The organism is Streptomyces sp. NPDC032161 (assembly GCF_040636995.1).
Classification (GTDB): domain Bacteria; phylum Actinomycetota; class Actinomycetes; order Streptomycetales; family Streptomycetaceae; genus Streptomyces.
In genome coordinates this window covers 217,996-233,416 of the sequence record NZ_JBEZVN010000004.1, presented here as the reverse complement: position 1 = coordinate 233,416, position 15,421 = coordinate 217,996, and the positions used below count along the sequence as shown (strand labels likewise).

Genomic DNA, 15,421 nt, shown 5'->3' with positions numbered 1-15,421 from the left:
GACCGGTCAGCCGCGCAGCAGGGCGCGCAGCTCGACGGACTCGTCGGCGAGCCGTTGCGGGGTGACGGCGACGGCGCGGGCGATCAGCCGCTGTGCGGCCTTGATGTCCTTGGGCCGGTCGATCGCCGCGGCGGCGACCACCCGTCCCGCGCGCAGCCCGAACACGGTGAACGCCGCGGACCCGGTCTCCGGTCGGCGTACGGTCTCCTCGGCGTCGGCCATCGAGCCGACCGCCTCCAGGCGGCTGCCGTACCGGTCGGACCAGAACCAGGAGGCCGGTTCGCCGGGCGCGTCCGTCCCCAGCAGTCCGGCGGCCGCGGCCTGACCGGAGCGCTGCGCGGCGTCCCAGTGCTCGTGGCGCACCGGGTGGTCCGCGCGGCGGGCGACGTCCCCGACCGCGTGGACCCTCGGGTGCGAGGTGCGCTGGGCGGCGTCCACGACGATGCCGTTGTCGACGGTGAGCCCGGCGGCCTCGGCGAGCGCGGTGTCCGGCCGGATCCCGATGCCGACGACGACCGTGTCGGCGTTGATCGGCGTGGCGTGGCCGCCGACGGTGACGGTGACCTCGTCGGCGCCGGGCGCCCGGTCGATGCGTTCCACGCCGCCCGTGACGACGTCGACGCCCGCGGCCCGGTGCCGGTCGTGCAGCGCACGGGCGATGTCGGGCCCGACGACGGCGGTCAGCGGCACGGGGACCGGGTCGACGAGGGTGACCCGGCAGCCCAGTCCGGCGGCGACCGCCGCGGTCTCGGCGCCGATCAGCCCGGCCCCCACGACGGCGATCCGGGCCCCGGGGATCAGCCGGGAGCGCAGGAGTTCGGCCTCGGCCCACGTGCGCAGGGTGTGCACGGCGGGGTCGTCTGCGCCCGGCACCGGCAGGGTGCGGGCGGTGCCGCCGGTGGCGAGGACGATCCGGTCGGCCGTCAACTCGGTGCCGTCGGCCAGTTCCAGTACGCCCTCGTCGGGGCGCAGCGCGGTCACGGCGGTCGCGGGCCGCAGGTCGACGCGCTGCTTCTCGTACCAGTCGGCCGGTCGCAGCGCCACGTCGTCGCGGACGGTGGCCCTGCCGAGCAGGACGTCCTTGCTGAGCGGCGGACGGTCGTAGGGCACGCCCTCCTCGTCGCTCAGCAGCACGATCTCGCCGTCGTATCCGCCGGAGCGCAGCGCGTCGCAGGTGGAGACGGCGGAGATGCCCGCGCCCACCAGGGCGATCCTCTTCATGCCGTGGGCTCCTGACCGGGGTGCAGCCAGATCCCGCCCTCGCGCACCTCGACCTTGTGGGTCCGGGCGGCGATGGTGGCGGGCATGCACTGCGGCTCGCCCGACCTGAGGCAGAAGCGGGCGCTGTGCAGGGGGCATTCGACCTCGCCGTCCTCGATCCAGCCGTCGGCGAGCGACGCCTGGCCGTGAGAGCAGGTGTCGTCGAGCGCGTAGTAGGCGCCACCGTCGTGGAAGACGGCGATGGCGTCGCGGTAGCCGGTCCGCTCGGCGGGCACCTGGAGGGCCTCGCCCTCCTCGATGTCGCCGACATCGGCGACCCGTACCACGTTGCCGGTGGTGTTCATCGTTCTTCAGCCGCCTTCTCGTGCCAGGCCGGGGTGTTCATCAGGTCGCGCCAGCGGGTGTAGAAGCCGCGGGCGGCCCCGTCGGAGTACAGGTGTCCGGTGGTGCCGGGGTGGACGCCGTCCTCGGCTCCCGTCCCGATGCCCATCTGGTAGTTGAGCGCCATGCCGCCGGCCACGAAGCCGTGCGCGGTGGCCTGGACCTCGCTCCAGTTCTCGCCGTCGTCCTGCTCGAAGATGCCGGTGGGTCCGAACGTGCGGAGGTTGTAGAGCCGCTGGGCGTTCTTCACCTCGTCGGGCATCGACTTGTCGACGATCGTCCATGCCCAGACCTCCATCCGGTCCGGGCCCTTGGGGTGCCAGACGCGGATGCTGCCGTTCACGGGCAGGTAGGAGAAGTTGGGGAAGACGTTGGCGTGTCCGGTCGTCATCGGACCCTCGGCGCGCTCCTTGCCGAGGCGTTCGCGCAGCCGGTCGTAGTCGTAGTACTCGTGCACCACCTGGTCGTCGAAACGGCTCTTGGGGTGGGTCGGGAAGCCGGCGCCGTGCCCGTTCGGGTCGGTGTACTGGCGGCCCGGCGTCTGCACGATCTCGGTCTTGGGCCCCTTGCCGGTGGGTGACATGACCATCAGGGCGGAGGCGTGCGAGATGTTGACGTGGTACCAGTCGGACGAGAACTGCTCGGCGGCGAGCTTCCAGTTGCCCTCCAGCACCCACTTGTGGACCCCGCCGACGACCTCGGTGCCCTCCGGGTCGCGGTCGAGCATGGCGTCCATGTACCAGGTCATGCCGCCGAGCGCCTCGACCAGCCCGGGGGCGTCCGGGTTCCAGGTCGCGAAGATCAGGCCCTTGTACGTGTCCAGCTGGGCGACCTCGATCAGGCCCCAGCGGCTCTCGTCGAAGTCGTCCGGATAGCCCTCGCGGTTGGGGACGTTGATCAGCTTGCCCGAGGTGTCGAACGACCACCCGTGGTAGTTGCAGGTGAACGCCTTGGTGGCTCCGGCGTCGGCGCGGCAGACCCGCATGCCGCGGTGGCGGCAGGCATTGAGGAAGGCCCGGATGCGCCGGTCCTTGCCCATGGTCACGATGACCGGGTCCTCGCCCATGTACGTGCTGAAGAAGTCACCGGGCTTCTCGAACTGGGACTCGTGGGCGAGGAACAGCCAGCTGGGCGCGAAGACGCGGCGCAGTTCCTGCTGGTAGAGCCCGCTGTCGCTGAAGATCCCGCGGTCGACGAGGCCCTGGTCGATGTCGAAGTACCCACTGACGTCGACGGAGGGGGCCGGGGCACGGTTCAGGGCGCTCATGCCGTGGCTCCTTCCGGGGCGGCCGCGGCCGGGGGCACGGCGGGGGCGGGCTTGGGCGGGCGGCGGTGGCCCCAGAGGCTGGTGCCGTCGACACGGGTCGCGGTCCACGGGTCGGCGACGGTGATCGCTCCGTGGCCGTACTCGATCTCGAAGCCGGAGGGCGTGACCGCGTAGAAGGAGAGCATCTTGTCGTTGCTGTGCCGGCCGAGGGTCAGCGCGACGGGCGCGGCCCCTTCCAGGCAGCGGTCGTAGGCGTGGCCGACGGTGTCGAGGTCGTCGACCTCCAGCATGAAGTGGAACAGCTCGCCCGGGTCCACGTCCTTGCGCGGCTTGCGCTCGGGCTCGATGACGAGCCCGGCGAAGGCGAGCGAGTGGTGGCGCGGATTGGTGTGCAGGAACGCGATGCGCTTGCGGCCGAGGTCGCAGAAGTCGGAGAGCCGGAAGCCGAGCAGTTCCGTGTAGAACCGGAGCGTCGCGGCGTAGTCGTCAACCGAGAACACCACATGGCCCAGGCCCTGTTCGCCGGTGACGAAGCGGGCGCCGGTCGGCGAGACGAACGGGGTGACGGCGGTGCGGGCACCGTAGAAGATCTCGACCCGGACGCCGTCGGGGTCCTCGACGTGGAAGAGGCCGAGCACATCGCGCTCGCGCAGCAACTCGTCGTCGGCGTGCGTCACTTCGACACCGGCGGCGGCCAGCTCCGCCGCGGCGGCGGCCAGTTCGGCGGGGCCGGGCACCTCCCAGCCGACGTAGCCGAATTCCTCGGTGTCGGCCTCGTGCAGGGCGATGCGCCAGGCCCGGTCGTCCGCGCGCAGCCGCAGCCCGTCCTCGGTGGTCCGTGCCGACAGTCCGAGCACGTTCTCGGCGAAGGCGCGCCATCGGTCGACGTGCCGGGTGCGGAGTCCGAAGTATCCCAGTCCGCTGAGTTGCATGACGGGCCGTCCCTTCAGGTCTGGTCAGGGGGTACGGGCGGGGGCCGGACGGGCTGTCGGTCCGTACGGGCAGCACCCAGCAGACGACGTCCCGGGCGGCGCTGCCACGCGTTGTGCCGCCCTGTGGAACGCGTCCGGGTCACGCCGCCCGGCGCCCGGTCACCGGCCGCACCCGCGCTCTCCGCGCCCTCCGTGTCCGCCGGGCCGGGCCGGGTCCGGCTGGCCCGCCGGACGTTCGTGCCGCTTTCCGGCACGGTCGCTGGCCGCCGGACGCCCGGTCCGGGAAGGGTCGGGGGTTCGCGCGGTGCGCCGGTACGCGCCCGTGCGCCGATCTCGATGACGCCCCGCCCCAGGAGGACCGATGCTCGCCGCCGTCGCCGTACGCCAGGACCCCGCCGATCCGCTCGGCGGGCTGGAGCTGCGCGAGGTCGCCGCTCCGGTGGCCCCGCCCGGCTGGGCGGTGGTCCGCGTGGTCGCGGCCGCGCTGAACCACCACGACATCTGGACGCTGCGCGGGGTCGGCCACCCGGCGGAGCGGCTGCCCATGGTGCTGGGCTGCGACGCGGCCGGGTACGACGAGGACGGGAACGAGGTCGTCGTCCATCCGGTGATCGGCGACCCGCAGGCCGGGGGCGGCGACGAGACCCTGGACCCCGGCCGGGCGCTGCTGTCGGAGCGGCACGACGGGGCGTTCGCCGAGTTCCTGTGCGTGCCGCGGCGGAATCTGATACCCAAGCCGGCCTCGCTGTCCTTCGCGGAGGCCGCCTGTCTGCCGGTGGCCTGGCTGACGGCGTACCGGATGCTGTTCACCCAGGCGCGGACACGTCCAGGCGACCGGGTGCTGGTGCAGGGCGCGGGGGGCGGTGTGGCCTCGGCGGCCATCACGCTGGCGCGGGCGGCCGGAGCCAGGGTGTACGCGACCAGCCGGTCGGAGGCCAAGCGGGACGCGGCCCTGGAAATGGGGGCCCATGTGGCGCTGCCCACCGGGGAACGGCTTCCGGAGAAGGTCGACGTGGTCGTGGAGACGGTCGGCGAGGCCACCTGGTCCCATTCGCTGCGCTCGCTGCGGGCCGGCGGCACGGTGGTGGTGGCCGGCGCGACCAGCGGGGCCAACCCGCCGGCCGACCTGAACCGGGTCTTCTACCTCCAGCAGAGGGTGCTGGGCTCCACCGGCGGGACACGCCAGGAGTTCGTGTCGCTGCTGCGGTTCATGGAGCGTGCCGGGGTGCGGCCCCGGATCGACCGGGAGATCCCGCTGACCGCCATCCACGACGGCTTCCGCGCCATGATCGACGGTGAGGTCACGGGGAAGGTGATCGTCCGCCCCTGACCGGGACCACACCCCGGACACGGGCCGGACGGCGGTCAGCGCGACGCCCGTCCGGCCCGGTTCCGCGGGTGAGGAGCCTCGTACGCCGCCCGGACACGGCACGTGTCCCCCGGCCACCCGTCCCTCGGATATGACATGCGAGGCACCGCTTTCTCCATTTTGCGGAGCCTTTGCTCTTCACGACGCCGAAACAGTCATCTAAAGTGGACATGCGTCCATTGAAGTGGTCGCCGGAGAGTGTTGCGGAGGCGGACATGCTCGACCCCATCTCGACCACCGATGCCGGGAGCGCGTCCGGCACCGGCCCCTCGCAGGACCAGCAGACCGCCGTGGACAAGGCGTTGACCCTGCTGATGTCGCTGGCCGAGGAGGACCGCGAGGTCGGCGTCAGCGAACTCGCCCGCCGCACCCGGCTCACCAAGTCGACCGCGTTCCGGCTGCTGGGCATTCTCCAGCGCAACGCCGTCGTCGAGCGCGTCGGGAGCAGCTACCGGCTCGGCCCCCAGCTCTTCGACATCGGGCGCCGGGCCTACGGGCCGACGCCGCTGATGCTCCAGGAACGGCTGCTCCCCTTCCTCACCGAGCTGTACGTCCTCACCCACGAGACCGTGCACCTGGCGGTGCTGCACCGCACGGACGTCATGTACGTCAACAAGCTGCACGGCCACCGCCGGGCCCGTACGCCCACCCGGATCGGTTCGCGGCTGCCCGCGTCCTGCACCGCGGTCGGCAAGGCGCTGCTCGCCTTCGACCACGACGCGGCGGAGCTGGCCATCACCCAGGGGCTGCCCGCGCCGACGGAGCACTCGGTGACCGATCCGGCGGAGTTCCGGGCCGAACTGGCCCGGGTCCGGCGCGAGGGAATCGCCTACGAGCGCGAGGAGATCCTGCCGGGTGTCACGTGCGTGGCGGTGCCGGTCATGGGCGCGGCCGGCCGCCCGGTCGCCGCGATCTCGGTCTCCGGCGCACTGCACCGTTTCGAACCCGCCCGGGTCGCGCCGGAGCTGCGCCGGGTCGCCTTCGAGGCGGCCAGGGAGCTGGGCGCCGCGGCCCGCCCGCGCGGTCGTCGCCGCCCGGCACCGGCGGAGCCCGCGGCCGCCTGAGCCGCGCCACCCCGGCCGGGCCCCGGCGACCGTCGCGCAACGACGTGCCGCCGGGACTCCGGGACTCCGGGACTCCGACAGCGTCGCCCGCCCGTCGGAGGTCAGTCCTCGGTGGCCACGCCGTTCTCGCGGCGCACACCGCCGTGCACCCCGCCGGTGCCCGGCTGGACCCGCGGCACGCTCACCACGATGTGCACCACGCTCTCCCCGTCGAGGGACGCGTACAGATGCGGGCGGTCGCCGGGGAAACGTACGAAGTCACCGGCGGACAGCTCCACCGGGCTGTCCTCCGGGCCCACCCTGACCCGGCCGCTGATGACGTAGAGATGTTCGAGCGTGCCCACCGGGTGGGGCTGCGAGTGCCCCTCGCCCCGGATCCGCAGCACGTAGTTCTCGATGACACCCGAGCCGTAGACATGGTCGAGGCTGCGGACCTCGTAGCCGGACCGCTCCTGCCAGGACGCGTCCCGGCCCCGACGCACCGTCATGACCTGCTCGCGTTCGGCCACCAGTCGCGTCACCGGCACGCCGAGGGCGGCCGCGACCGCGAACAGCGTCTCCACCGTGGGATTTCCGGTGCCCAGCTCGACCTTGGAGAGCGTCTGCTTGGCCAGCCCGGCCTGGCGGGCGAGTTCGGCCAGCGACAACCCGCGCTGCTCTCTGAGGAAGCGCATGTTGCGCGCGACCACGGTGTTTCCTGTCGACACCGCACCACCATAGGGCACCTGGACGGCCCCGGACGGCGGGAATCGGGAGATCGATGTAGACGGCAGGGATCTCACCGGCGCCGCAGCGGGTCCCGGAACCGGTGCCGGAGCCGGTCTCATATGAGCACGCGGCACATCGACACGTCTGCGCCCGTGACCGGCGCGACCGGCCGGGACGCCGAGGGCGCCCCGTATCCGGGCTGGGTGTTGCCACAGCTCCAACAGGTCCACCAGCCACCGACGTTACGGCTCATCTGCTTGCCGCATCTGGGACACTGCACAACGCCTCCCGCTCTCTCGCTGAGTGGTTACCCACCCCGGCCGCCGATTCCCCGGCGCGGGCGCCCCACGCCCGGGCCTCACGGCACGGCGCACCGTCGTCGATAGCCTTTGCGCATGTCTCCCGTGTCACACCCTCTCGACGACGTGTTCCTGCTGGGCGGCGAGTCGCCCGTGCGCCGCCTCGGCTACGGCACCGCCCAGCTGACCGGTCCCGGCTACTGGGGGCCGCGCGGGGAGCGGCGGGAGGCGGTGGCGGTGCTGCGGGCGGCCGTCGAACAGGGCGTCACGCTCGTCGACACCGCCGACAACTACGGACCCGGTCTGGCCGAGGAACTGGTCGCCGAGGCCCTGCGCCCGTACCCGGACGAACTGGTGGTAGCGACCAAGGGCGGTGTGGTGCGCACCAGCGACCGTGCCTGGCACGTCGACGGCCGCCCCGACCGGCTGCGGGCGATGTGCGAGGCGAGCCTTCGACGCCTGCGGACGGAACGGATCGGTCTCTACCAGCTGCACCGGCTGGACCCCGAGGTGCCCATGGCCGACCAGCTGGGCGCACTGGATGAACTGAGGCAGGAGGGTAAGATCCGCCATATCGGTCTGGACACCCTCACCGCCGACCAGCTGGAGCAGGCCCTCTCCCTGACCGGGATCGCCTCGGTGCAGAACCGGTTCAATCTCCTCGACCGCTCGTCGGACGCGGTACTGAGGGTGTGCGAGGCCCACGGCCTGGCGTTTCTGCCCTGGTTCCCACTGGCCGACGGGGCGTTGACCGGTGAGGCGGGCGCCGCACTCACCGGTGTCGCCGATCGGCACGGCGCCACGCGCGGGCAGATCGCCCTCGCCTGGCTGCTGCACCGCTCCCCCGTCCTGTGCCCCACCCCCGGCACCGGTTCGCCCGTCCATCTCGCGGAGAACATGGGGGCTCGGGAGGTCCGGCTGTCCGCCGAGGACATGAGCCTTCTGGAAGGGCTCGCGTCCGCCCGAAGGACCCGCCCCGCATGAAAGAGTGCTCGTAGGTGACCACGCAGACCACCACCCCCGTTCCCGCCCCGGCCGGGGCACCCGCTCGCGGCGCGGCCGCCCCGGTGATCCGGGCCGAGGCCGTCTCGTTGGTACGGGACGGCAACGTCCTGCTCGACTCGGTGTCCGTGACCGTGCGCAGTGGTGAGCACTGGGCCCTGCTCGGCGCCAACGGGGCCGGCAAGAGCACGCTGCTCGGTCTGCTCGGCGCGGTCAACCATCCCACCCGGGGCACCGTCGAGGTGCTCGGACGCACCCTGGGCCGGGTCGATCTGCGGGAGCTGAGGTCGATGCTCGGGCATGTCGATCCGCGGCATCCGCTGCGTTCCCCGCTGTCGGTGCGCGAGGTGGTGCTGACCGGTCTGACCAACTCGATCGAGCCGGTGCCACGCTGGTCCCCGACCCGGGAGCAGCGAAACCGGGCCGAGACCCTGCTGGAGACCCTCGGCATGGGCGGGAAGACGGAGTCGCGCTGGCCCGCGCTCTCGCAGGGCGAGCGGGGCCGTACGCTCATCGCCCGCGCGCTGATGCCCGAGCCGCGCCTGCTGCTGCTCGACGAACCGGCCACGGGCCTGGACCTCGCGGCCCGCGAGCAGTTGCTGGACAGTCTGGACGCACTGCGCGAGGAGCATCCGGAGCTGGCCACCGTCCTGGTCACACACCATCTGGAGGAGTTGCCGGCGTCCACCACGCACGCGATGCTGCTGCGCGGAGGACGCTGTGTGGCGTCGGGCGACGCGGACGAGGTGCTGACCACCGACCTGGTCAGCGACTGCTTCGGACATCCGGTGCGGATCTCCCGTACGGACGGCCGGTGGACGGCGCGGGCCCACCGGGCCGCACGCCGCTGAACGAGCGGGTCCGCCCCTGGGCGCGCGACCGTCCGCGTCCGTCCACCGACGACCGTGACCGCCCGCCGACGAGCGCGGCGGTCGCCCGCGCAGGGGTCCGTTCGCCGCGGCTCGCAGCGCGTGACGTGCCGCCGCGCGGGCTCAGCCGCCGGCGCGGGGAACGATGTCCGCTGCCGTCGCGCCGAACGGTGTGGCCTGGTGGAAGTAGAGCGCCCAGCCCGTCCCGGTGAACAGCCACAGCGAACTGCGGTGGGCGAGGTGCCCCTTGCGTTCGGTGTCGTAGGTGAGGTGGACCAGTCCGCCGTCCAGCTGGACCCCGCGCATCCGCGACGCGGTGAGGGGGCCGGGGCGCGGGGCGCCCTGACCGGTGAGCGAGGCGATTATCGCGTCCCGGTCCCAGATCCGGCCGGTGGAGTCGATCTCGCGGTAGTCCGGGTGCAGCACCTGGGCGAGGACGTCGGCGCAGGCGCGTACCGCCGGGTCGAGGAGACGCAGTTCGCCCTCCACCGCCGCGGCCACTCCGGGTGGCGTCTGGGTCATGCGCCGGCTCCGTGGTGCGTGGTCTCCCCCGCCGCCGTCAACTCCACCAGCTTGAGCACGGTGTTCCAGTTGCGGGAGGTGGCGGTGATGCCCGGGGCGAGGGAGGGGCGGGACAGCGCGTCGGCGAGCCTGGACCGGCCCAGCCCGTCGGGTGCGTAGAGGTACAGCGCGCGGTCCCCGAGCCGGAACTCCTCGGGGAGGTGGTCCGCCGCCTCGATCCGTTCGAAGCGCGCCGCGTCCACGGGCTGCCCGAAGTAGGTGACGTGCAACTGCCTGCCCTCCAGCTCGGCGGCCGGGAAGGGGCAGGCCGCGGCGACCGCCGCGAGGTACGCGCCGTCGCGGACCAGACAGGGGACGGCGAACCCGAACCGCTTCTCGATGGCCCGTTCCAGCTCGGCGGCGAGCAGGTTCTCGTCGTCCGACGGGCTGCTGAAGACGGCGTTGCCGCTCTGCAGATGGGTACGGACGTCTCCGTGGCCCAGTTCGGTGAGCAGGGTGCGGAGTTCGGCCATCGGCACCCTCTTGTGGCCGCTCACGTTGATCCCGCGCAACAGCGCCGCGTACATCGTCATGGTCACACCATAGGACGACGCGCCCGCGCGGAGCGGCCGCCGCGCCCCGTGGGGGAGGGCGCGGCGGCCGTGGGGCCCCCGGCGTGACCGGCGTCCGGACACCGGTCACGCCCGGGGGGCGACTACTCGACGATCTTGAGCAGCTTGTTGGGCGTGCCCTCGGTCGCGTTGGAGATCGCGTCGGGGGTGGCGCCCTCGGTCAGCGCCGTGGCGACCTCGTCCGGGGTGGCGTCCGGGTGTCCGGAGAGGTAGACGGCGGCGGCACCGACGACGTGCGGGGTCGCCATGGAGGTGCCGGAGATCGTGTTGGAACCGTCGTCGCTGTCGTTCCAGGACGAGGTGATGTCCGACCCGGGTGCGTAGATGTCCACGATCGACCCGTAGTTGGAGAAGTACGACTGCTCGTCGTCCACCGTGGACGAGGCGACGGTGATCGCCTCGGGAACGCGCGCCGGCGAGGTCTGGCTCGCGTCGGAGGAATCGTTCCCCGCGGCCACGGCGAACGTGACCCCGGAGGCGATGGCCTTCTGGACCGCGGCGTCGAGCGCCTCGTCCGCACCGCCGCCGAGGCTCATGTTGGCGACGGAGGGGCCCTCGTGGTTGGCGGTGACCCAGTCGATGCCCGCGACGACCTGCTCGGTGGTGCCGGAGCCGGAGTCGTCGAGGACCCGGACGGCCACGATCTTCGCCTTCTTGGCGACACCGTAGGTGGCACCGGCGATGGTCCCGGCCACGTGCGTGCCGTGGCCGTTGCCGTCGTCCGCGCTGTCGTCGTCGTCCACCGCGTCGTAGCCGGAGGTGGCCCGGCCCTCGAACTCGTTGTGCGTGGTGCGGACACCGGTGTCGATGACGTAGGCGGTGACGCCCTCGCCCGCGCTGTCCGGGTAGGTGTACGCGTCGTCGCCGGCCGTCTCGGTCTGGTCGATCCGGTCCAGCCCCCAGGACGGCGGGTTCTGCTGCGTGGCGTCGATGTGGAACTTCTTGTTCTGGACCACCTTGGAGACGGCCGGGTCGGCCGCGAGTCGCTTGGCCTCGGTCAGCGAGAGGCCGCTGGCGGAGAAGCCGTTGACGGCGGACTTGAAGTTCCGGTCGAGCTTGCCGCCGTACTTCTTGGCCAGCTTCGACTTGTCGGCCTTGTGGTCCAGCATCACGATGTAGCTGCCCTGGACGGCGTTCGCCGCGTCGGCGCCGTAGACGACGCCCATCGCGGGAGCGGACGCGGCTCCGGCGACGGGCGTGTTCAGCAGGGTGACTCCGGCGGCCGCCGCCACGGCGGTTATCGCGGCGGTGAGCTTGATCCGGCGTGCGCGCTTGTGAATAGCCATGAAGAGGGGTCTCCTCGTCATTCTTTGTGGGGGGATTGACCCCCGGCCGGAAGATCTCCGGGGGTTGGCTCGAAACCCTTGCCGATTGACGCGCTCAGATCAAGACCTTCTTGCGGCTGTGACTTACGCAACAAAGTTTTGTAATAGAAATTCGGCCAGGCGTGCCCAAGTCGGGCGCCCGCGCCGCAAGTTGGACCATTCGCACGGCCCCGACGCCCTCGCCAGTACGGCCCTTGCGCTTCGCACGAGGGAAGGCGGACCGCACCGGGCCGTGCACGCCGACGAGGACTCGGCTTGTTTACGCCCCCGGCCGTCGGCGCCGTCCCGGCCCGCGGGCCGGCCCCGGGCTCACACGAGCCCGACTCGGGTCCCGTACCGCGCCCGGCCCGGCGCCCGGGGCCTGACGGCGCGGAACCCCGGCCCTCAGCCCGTACGACCCGCGCCCCGGAGACCCTCATCAGTCCGGCGAGCGGAACCTCCGCCGCGGTCTGCTCCGGACTCACCGTCAGATCCTCGCGACGCAGCCGGTCGAGGACGTCGCCGGTCGCGCCGATCCGGGGGTCGAGCGCGGGGTACTCCGGGGGTGTCCTGCGCAGGATGTCCAGGAGGGCGGCGGCAACCGCATGGCCTCGTGGAGGATGTTCCGGTTCGACACGCCGTCCGCGCAGCAGGGCGACCTGACGGCACGTCACGCCCGGCGTGCCTCAGCGCTGATAGCGGGCCAGCACCCGGTTTCCGTCGTCGACCAGGCGTCTTCTCAGCTCGTCGGCGCCGATCGCCCCGCCGTAGTACTCCTGGAGCGCGGGCGGGGCGACCTTGTCCTTCCATTCCGGGTAGCCGCGGACCGACTGGGCGGGGGCCGGACGCAGTCCCCTCGCGATCGCGACGCCGGTCGCCCAGCCGTGTCTTCCGGTGTGCGGCGCCGGGTCGGCGAGGGCCTCGGTGCCGGTCGGGAGCATCCAGTCGCCCCGGGCGAGGCGCACCGTGTTCCGGGGGCGCAGCAGGAAGTCGACGAACCGCGCCGCCTCCGCCTTGTGCGGGCTGGCCGCCGCGATGGAGAGGGTCTGCGGACTCACTCCCTGGACCGCTCCCTCGCTGCCCGCGGGTGGGGGCAGGACGGTCCATTCGAAGCCCTCGGGGGCCTGCTCGACGATCTGCTGACGGTACGAGAAGCCCAGCGGGACCATCGCGTACCTGCCACCGAAGAAGCCGGGAAGGGTGTCGGAACCGCTCATGCCGAGCGCGGTGGGGGTGGCACTGCGGTCGACGGCGATCTGGTCGTGGACGATTCCGGGGACGACCCGGTCGCCGGGCCCGGCCCGGAGGGTCACCCTGCCGTCGGGACCTCGGTGGAAGAGCCTGCCGCCCGCGGAGAGCCCGAGGTTGAGGGTGACGGAGACCGGTTCCTTGAGCGGCCGGGCCACCCCGTACGTGCCCTCGCCGGTCATGTCCCTGGCCGCCCGGCGGAACTCGCTCCAGCTCCAGGGGCGGGCCGGGATCGGTACGCGGACGCCGGATGCCTCCAGGAGCCTGGTGTTGGCGATGAGGACACGGGGTTCCTGGAGGAACGGCACCCCGTAGACGCCGTCGCCGAAGGTGGTGGTCCGCCAGCTGCGCTGCGGGATGTCCGCGGTCAGCCGGTCCGAAAGGAGCGTGCGCAGGTCGGCGAGGTATCCGCCGTACGCGAAGTCGGCGAGGTCGTCGGAGGCGTCGTGGATGACGTCCGGTGCCTCGCCCCCCTCGAAGGAGGTGAGCAGTTGGTCGTGGACGGTGTCCCAACTGCCCTGCACGTATCCGACACGGGTGTCGGGGTGGGCCTCGTTCCACTCCCTCACCAGCTGTTTGCCCGCCTCGACGGACTCCTTCCGCCAGGCGAGCGACAGGAATCGGATCTCGGTCCTGCCATCGGCGTCCCGGCCGTCGTCCGTCCCCGCGCAGCCGCCGAGCAGCAGGGCCAGCGCGGTGGCCGCGGCGACGGCCGTCCTGCGTACCGCGCCGCGCATCAGCTCTTCACCGCCCCGGCGAGCACGGAGCCCGCGATCCGCCGCTGGACGACCGCGAAGACGAGCAGCGAGGGGAGCGTCGCGAGGAACGCGGCCGCGGCGAGCGGCCCGAGGTCGGCGGCCCCCTCCGCACCGATGAAGTGGGTCAGCACGACCGGCAGGGTCTGGTTCTCCGGCGACTTGAGCAGGACGAGCGCGAAGAAGAACTCGTTCCACGCGGTGACGAAGGCGAAGAGGGCCGTGGCGACGATGCCGGGAGCGAGCAGCGGGGCGGTGACCGGGACGAGCGTCCGCAGCCGGCCCGCCCCGTCGACGGACGCCGCCTCCTCCAGTTCGACGGGCAGCGCCCGTACATATCCGGTCAGCATCCACAGCGCGAAGGGCAGGGCCCAGACCGCGTACACCATGACCAGCCCCCACACGGTGTCGATCAGATGGAGCTCCTTCAGGATCAGGAACAGCGGAATGATCACCAGCACGATCGGGAACGCCTGACCGGCCACGACCCAACCGGTGGTGGCCGTCGACAGCCGGGAGCGGTGCCGGACCGTCACGTACGCCATGGGGGTGGCGACGGCGACCGCGACGAGGGCCGCGCAGGTGGCGGCGGTCAGTGAGTTGACGGCGGCCTGGACCAGGGGCTGTTCGTCGAACGCGCTGCGGAAGTTGTCCGCCGTCGGGTGCGCGGGGATCCAGGTCGGGTGCAGCGACCCCAGCTCCCGCGCCGGTTTGAACGCGGTGGAGATCAGCCACAGGAAGGGGAACGCCAGGAAGGCGAGGTAGCAGAGGAGAGCGGCGTACTGTCCGGCCCGCACCGGGCCGCGGGGGGCCGGGCTCACCGGTCCTCCCCTCCCCCGAGCCGCCCGGCGAGGAACACCGCGAGGATCACGGCGACCACCGCGACCAGCACGCAGCCCATCGCCGCGGCGTAGCCGAACTGCCCGTAGCGGAACGCCTCCTCGTACGCGAAGAGCGTCGGCAGCCGGGTACGGCCGCCGGGTCCGCCGTCGGTCAGCACGTAGACCAGGGCGAAGGCGTTGAAGTTCCAGATGAAGTTGAGCGCGGTGACGGCGAGCGCGACCGGTCTCAGGACGGGCCGGGTGACGGTGCGAAAGCGGCGCCAGGCACCGGCCCCGTCCAGCGCCGCCGCCTCGTGGAGTTCGTGCGGGGTGTTCTGGAGTCCGGCGAGGAGGGCGACGGTGGTCTGCGGCATGCCGGCCCAGACGCCCACCACGATCACGGCGGGCAGGGCGGTGGTGGGGCCGGTGAGCCAGGCCCTGCCGTCGCCGAGGCCGAGATCGCGCACCGTCTCGTTGAGGACGCCCGCGTCCGGGTGGTAGACGAGCCGCCACATGATGCCGACGACCACCTCGGGCATCGCCCGCGGAACGATCGCCAGGGCCCGCGCCGCCCAGCGCATCCGCAGGTTCTGGTCGAGCAGCAGGGCCAGGCCGAGGGCGAGGAGGAACTGCGGGACCGTGACACCGACCGCCCACAGCAGACCGATCCGGAACGACTCCCAGAAGAGGGTGTCGTGCAGCAGGTCCTGGAAGTTCAGCGTGCCCACCCACTGGGTGGCGCGGGTACGGCCGGACTGGGCATCGGTGAAGGCCAGTGCGACGCCGTGGAGGAGCGGCCCGACGCTGAGGACCAGGATCGGGACCAACGCGGGAAGGACGAGGAACCAGGCACCCGGGCCGCCGCCGGCCGACCGGGGACGGGCTCCGGGCAGTCGGGGCTGGCGCCCGCACGGTCCACCGATGCGGGTTTTTCGCCCGGTTCGCACCGCTGCGCTGGTCGATGTCGCGAATGCGACCCCTTGCGTCATTCGATCGGATTCTTACCGCCCTGAACGCTCAGGTGATCCTCGTCATCGTGCTGACGGGC

General features: G+C 72.4%; 15 protein-coding genes. 4 read left to right on the top strand and 11 right to left on the bottom strand.

Features of this window, described 5'->3' with window-relative positions; genetic code table 11:
- Window positions 1-6: 6 nt before the first annotated feature.
- From AB0E67_RS13330 to AB0E67_RS13315, 4 genes are read right to left on the bottom strand one after another with little or no spacing between them, the layout of a single operon-like run.
- A complete protein-coding gene (locus AB0E67_RS13330; protein WP_362025108.1) occupies window positions 7-1,221 on the bottom strand; it encodes an FAD-dependent oxidoreductase in 1,215 nt (404 codons plus the stop codon).
- Window positions 1,218-1,565, bottom strand: a complete 348-nt coding sequence (locus AB0E67_RS13325) for a bifunctional 3-phenylpropionate/cinnamic acid dioxygenase ferredoxin subunit (RefSeq protein ID WP_351521325.1) — start codon at window positions 1,563-1,565, stop codon at window positions 1,218-1,220. The genes AB0E67_RS13330 and AB0E67_RS13325 overlap by 4 nt, the downstream gene beginning before the upstream one ends.
- A complete protein-coding gene (locus AB0E67_RS13320; protein WP_362025104.1) occupies window positions 1,562-2,869 on the bottom strand; it encodes an aromatic ring-hydroxylating dioxygenase subunit alpha in 1,308 nt (435 codons plus the stop codon). Before AB0E67_RS13320 ends, AB0E67_RS13325 begins: the two co-directional genes overlap by 4 nt.
- Window positions 2,866-3,801: a VOC family protein gene (locus tag AB0E67_RS13315; RefSeq protein WP_362025101.1), complete on the bottom strand. Its 936-nt coding sequence runs from the start codon at window positions 3,799-3,801 to the stop codon at window positions 2,866-2,868. Before AB0E67_RS13315 ends, AB0E67_RS13320 begins: the two co-directional genes overlap by 4 nt.
- A 361-nt stretch (window positions 3,802-4,162) precedes the next feature.
- On the opposite strand from AB0E67_RS13315, the gene AB0E67_RS13310 reads away from it, so the two are divergent.
- Window positions 4,163-5,131 carry a zinc-binding dehydrogenase gene (locus AB0E67_RS13310; RefSeq protein WP_362025099.1) on the top strand — a complete coding sequence of 323 codons (969 nt, stop codon included), beginning with the start codon at window positions 4,163-4,165 and terminating at the stop codon, window positions 5,129-5,131.
- Window positions 5,132-5,385: 254 nt separating this feature from the next.
- A complete protein-coding gene (locus AB0E67_RS13305; RefSeq protein WP_362025096.1) occupies window positions 5,386-6,234 on the top strand; it encodes an IclR family transcriptional regulator in 849 nt (282 codons plus the stop codon).
- A 101-nt stretch (window positions 6,235-6,335) separates the two neighbouring features.
- Here the strand turns inward: AB0E67_RS13305 and AB0E67_RS13300 are convergent, their stop codons facing one another.
- Window positions 6,336-6,941: an XRE family transcriptional regulator gene (locus AB0E67_RS13300; RefSeq protein ID WP_242433980.1), complete on the bottom strand. Its 606-nt coding sequence runs from the start codon at window positions 6,939-6,941 to the stop codon at window positions 6,336-6,338.
- A 396-nt stretch (window positions 6,942-7,337) separates the two neighbouring features.
- Here AB0E67_RS13300 and AB0E67_RS13295 point away from each other — a divergent pair, with 396 nt between their 5' ends.
- Together AB0E67_RS13295 and AB0E67_RS13290 are read left to right on the top strand one after the other, a co-directional pair.
- Entirely contained in the window at window positions 7,338-8,225 is an 888-nt protein-coding gene (locus AB0E67_RS13295) for an aldo/keto reductase (protein WP_362025093.1), read from the top strand.
- 107 nt (window positions 8,226-8,332) lie between these two features.
- Window positions 8,333-9,094 carry an ATP-binding cassette domain-containing protein gene (locus AB0E67_RS13290; protein ID WP_362025545.1) on the top strand — a complete coding sequence of 254 codons (762 nt, stop codon included), beginning with the start codon at window positions 8,333-8,335 and terminating at the stop codon, window positions 9,092-9,094.
- Between the two features lie 141 nt (window positions 9,095-9,235).
- Here the strand turns inward: AB0E67_RS13290 and AB0E67_RS13285 are convergent, their stop codons facing one another.
- From AB0E67_RS13285 to AB0E67_RS13260, 6 genes are all read right to left on the bottom strand, one after another.
- Complete coding sequence (locus AB0E67_RS13285) at window positions 9,236-9,634, bottom strand: nuclear transport factor 2 family protein (RefSeq protein ID WP_362025090.1); 399 nt, start codon at window positions 9,632-9,634, stop codon at window positions 9,236-9,238.
- On the bottom strand, window positions 9,631-10,206 hold the full coding sequence (locus tag AB0E67_RS13280; RefSeq protein WP_362025088.1) for a DUF1697 domain-containing protein: 576 nt from the start codon (window positions 10,204-10,206) through the stop codon (window positions 9,631-9,633). Before AB0E67_RS13280 ends, AB0E67_RS13285 begins: the two co-directional genes overlap by 4 nt.
- Before the next feature lie 122 nt (window positions 10,207-10,328).
- On the bottom strand, window positions 10,329-11,531 hold the full coding sequence (locus AB0E67_RS13275; RefSeq protein ID WP_362025085.1) for a S8 family serine peptidase: 1,203 nt from the start codon (window positions 11,529-11,531) through the stop codon (window positions 10,329-10,331).
- Window positions 11,532-12,235: 704 nt separating this feature from the next.
- Complete coding sequence (locus tag AB0E67_RS13270; RefSeq protein ID WP_362025082.1) at window positions 12,236-13,534, bottom strand: extracellular solute-binding protein; 1,299 nt, start codon at window positions 13,532-13,534, stop codon at window positions 12,236-12,238.
- Complete coding sequence (locus tag AB0E67_RS13265) at window positions 13,534-14,373, bottom strand: carbohydrate ABC transporter permease (protein WP_362025080.1); 840 nt, start codon at window positions 14,371-14,373, stop codon at window positions 13,534-13,536. The genes AB0E67_RS13270 and AB0E67_RS13265 overlap by 1 nt, the downstream gene beginning before the upstream one ends.
- Window positions 14,370-15,362, bottom strand: a complete 993-nt coding sequence (locus tag AB0E67_RS13260) for a sugar ABC transporter permease (protein ID WP_362025078.1) — start codon at window positions 15,360-15,362, stop codon at window positions 14,370-14,372. The genes AB0E67_RS13265 and AB0E67_RS13260 overlap by 4 nt, the downstream gene beginning before the upstream one ends.
- Between the last annotated feature and the right edge of the window lie 59 nt (window positions 15,363-15,421).

What these genes read in the sequence shown, in the direction of transcription:
- AB0E67_RS13270 (WP_362025082.1), bottom strand. Translation starts at nt 13,534, where the DNA reads ATGCGCGGCGCGGTACGCAGGACGGCCGTCGCCGCGGCCACCGCGCTG.
- AB0E67_RS13305 (WP_362025096.1), top strand. Translation starts at nt 5,386, where the DNA reads ATGCTCGACCCCATCTCGACCACCGATGCCGGGAGCGCGTCCGGCACC.
- AB0E67_RS13310 (WP_362025099.1), top strand. Translation starts at nt 4,163, where the DNA reads ATGCTCGCCGCCGTCGCCGTACGCCAGGACCCCGCCGATCCGCTCGGC.
- AB0E67_RS13275 (WP_362025085.1), bottom strand. Translation starts at nt 11,531, where the DNA reads ATGGCTATTCACAAGCGCGCACGCCGGATCAAGCTCACCGCCGCGATA.
- AB0E67_RS13295 (WP_362025093.1), top strand. Translation starts at nt 7,338, where the DNA reads ATGTCTCCCGTGTCACACCCTCTCGACGACGTGTTCCTGCTGGGCGGC.
- AB0E67_RS13260 (WP_362025078.1), bottom strand. Translation starts at nt 15,362, where the DNA reads ATGACGCAAGGGGTCGCATTCGCGACATCGACCAGCGCAGCGGTGCGA.
- AB0E67_RS13285 (WP_362025090.1), bottom strand. Translation starts at nt 9,634, where the DNA reads ATGACCCAGACGCCACCCGGAGTGGCCGCGGCGGTGGAGGGCGAACTG.
- AB0E67_RS13280 (WP_362025088.1), bottom strand. Translation starts at nt 10,206, where the DNA reads ATGACGATGTACGCGGCGCTGTTGCGCGGGATCAACGTGAGCGGCCAC.
- AB0E67_RS13330 (WP_362025108.1), bottom strand. Translation starts at nt 1,221, where the DNA reads ATGAAGAGGATCGCCCTGGTGGGCGCGGGCATCTCCGCCGTCTCCACC.
- AB0E67_RS13320 (WP_362025104.1), bottom strand. Translation starts at nt 2,869, where the DNA reads ATGAGCGCCCTGAACCGTGCCCCGGCCCCCTCCGTCGACGTCAGTGGG.
- AB0E67_RS13315 (WP_362025101.1), bottom strand. Translation starts at nt 3,801, where the DNA reads ATGCAACTCAGCGGACTGGGATACTTCGGACTCCGCACCCGGCACGTC.
- AB0E67_RS13325 (WP_351521325.1), bottom strand. Translation starts at nt 1,565, where the DNA reads ATGAACACCACCGGCAACGTGGTACGGGTCGCCGATGTCGGCGACATC.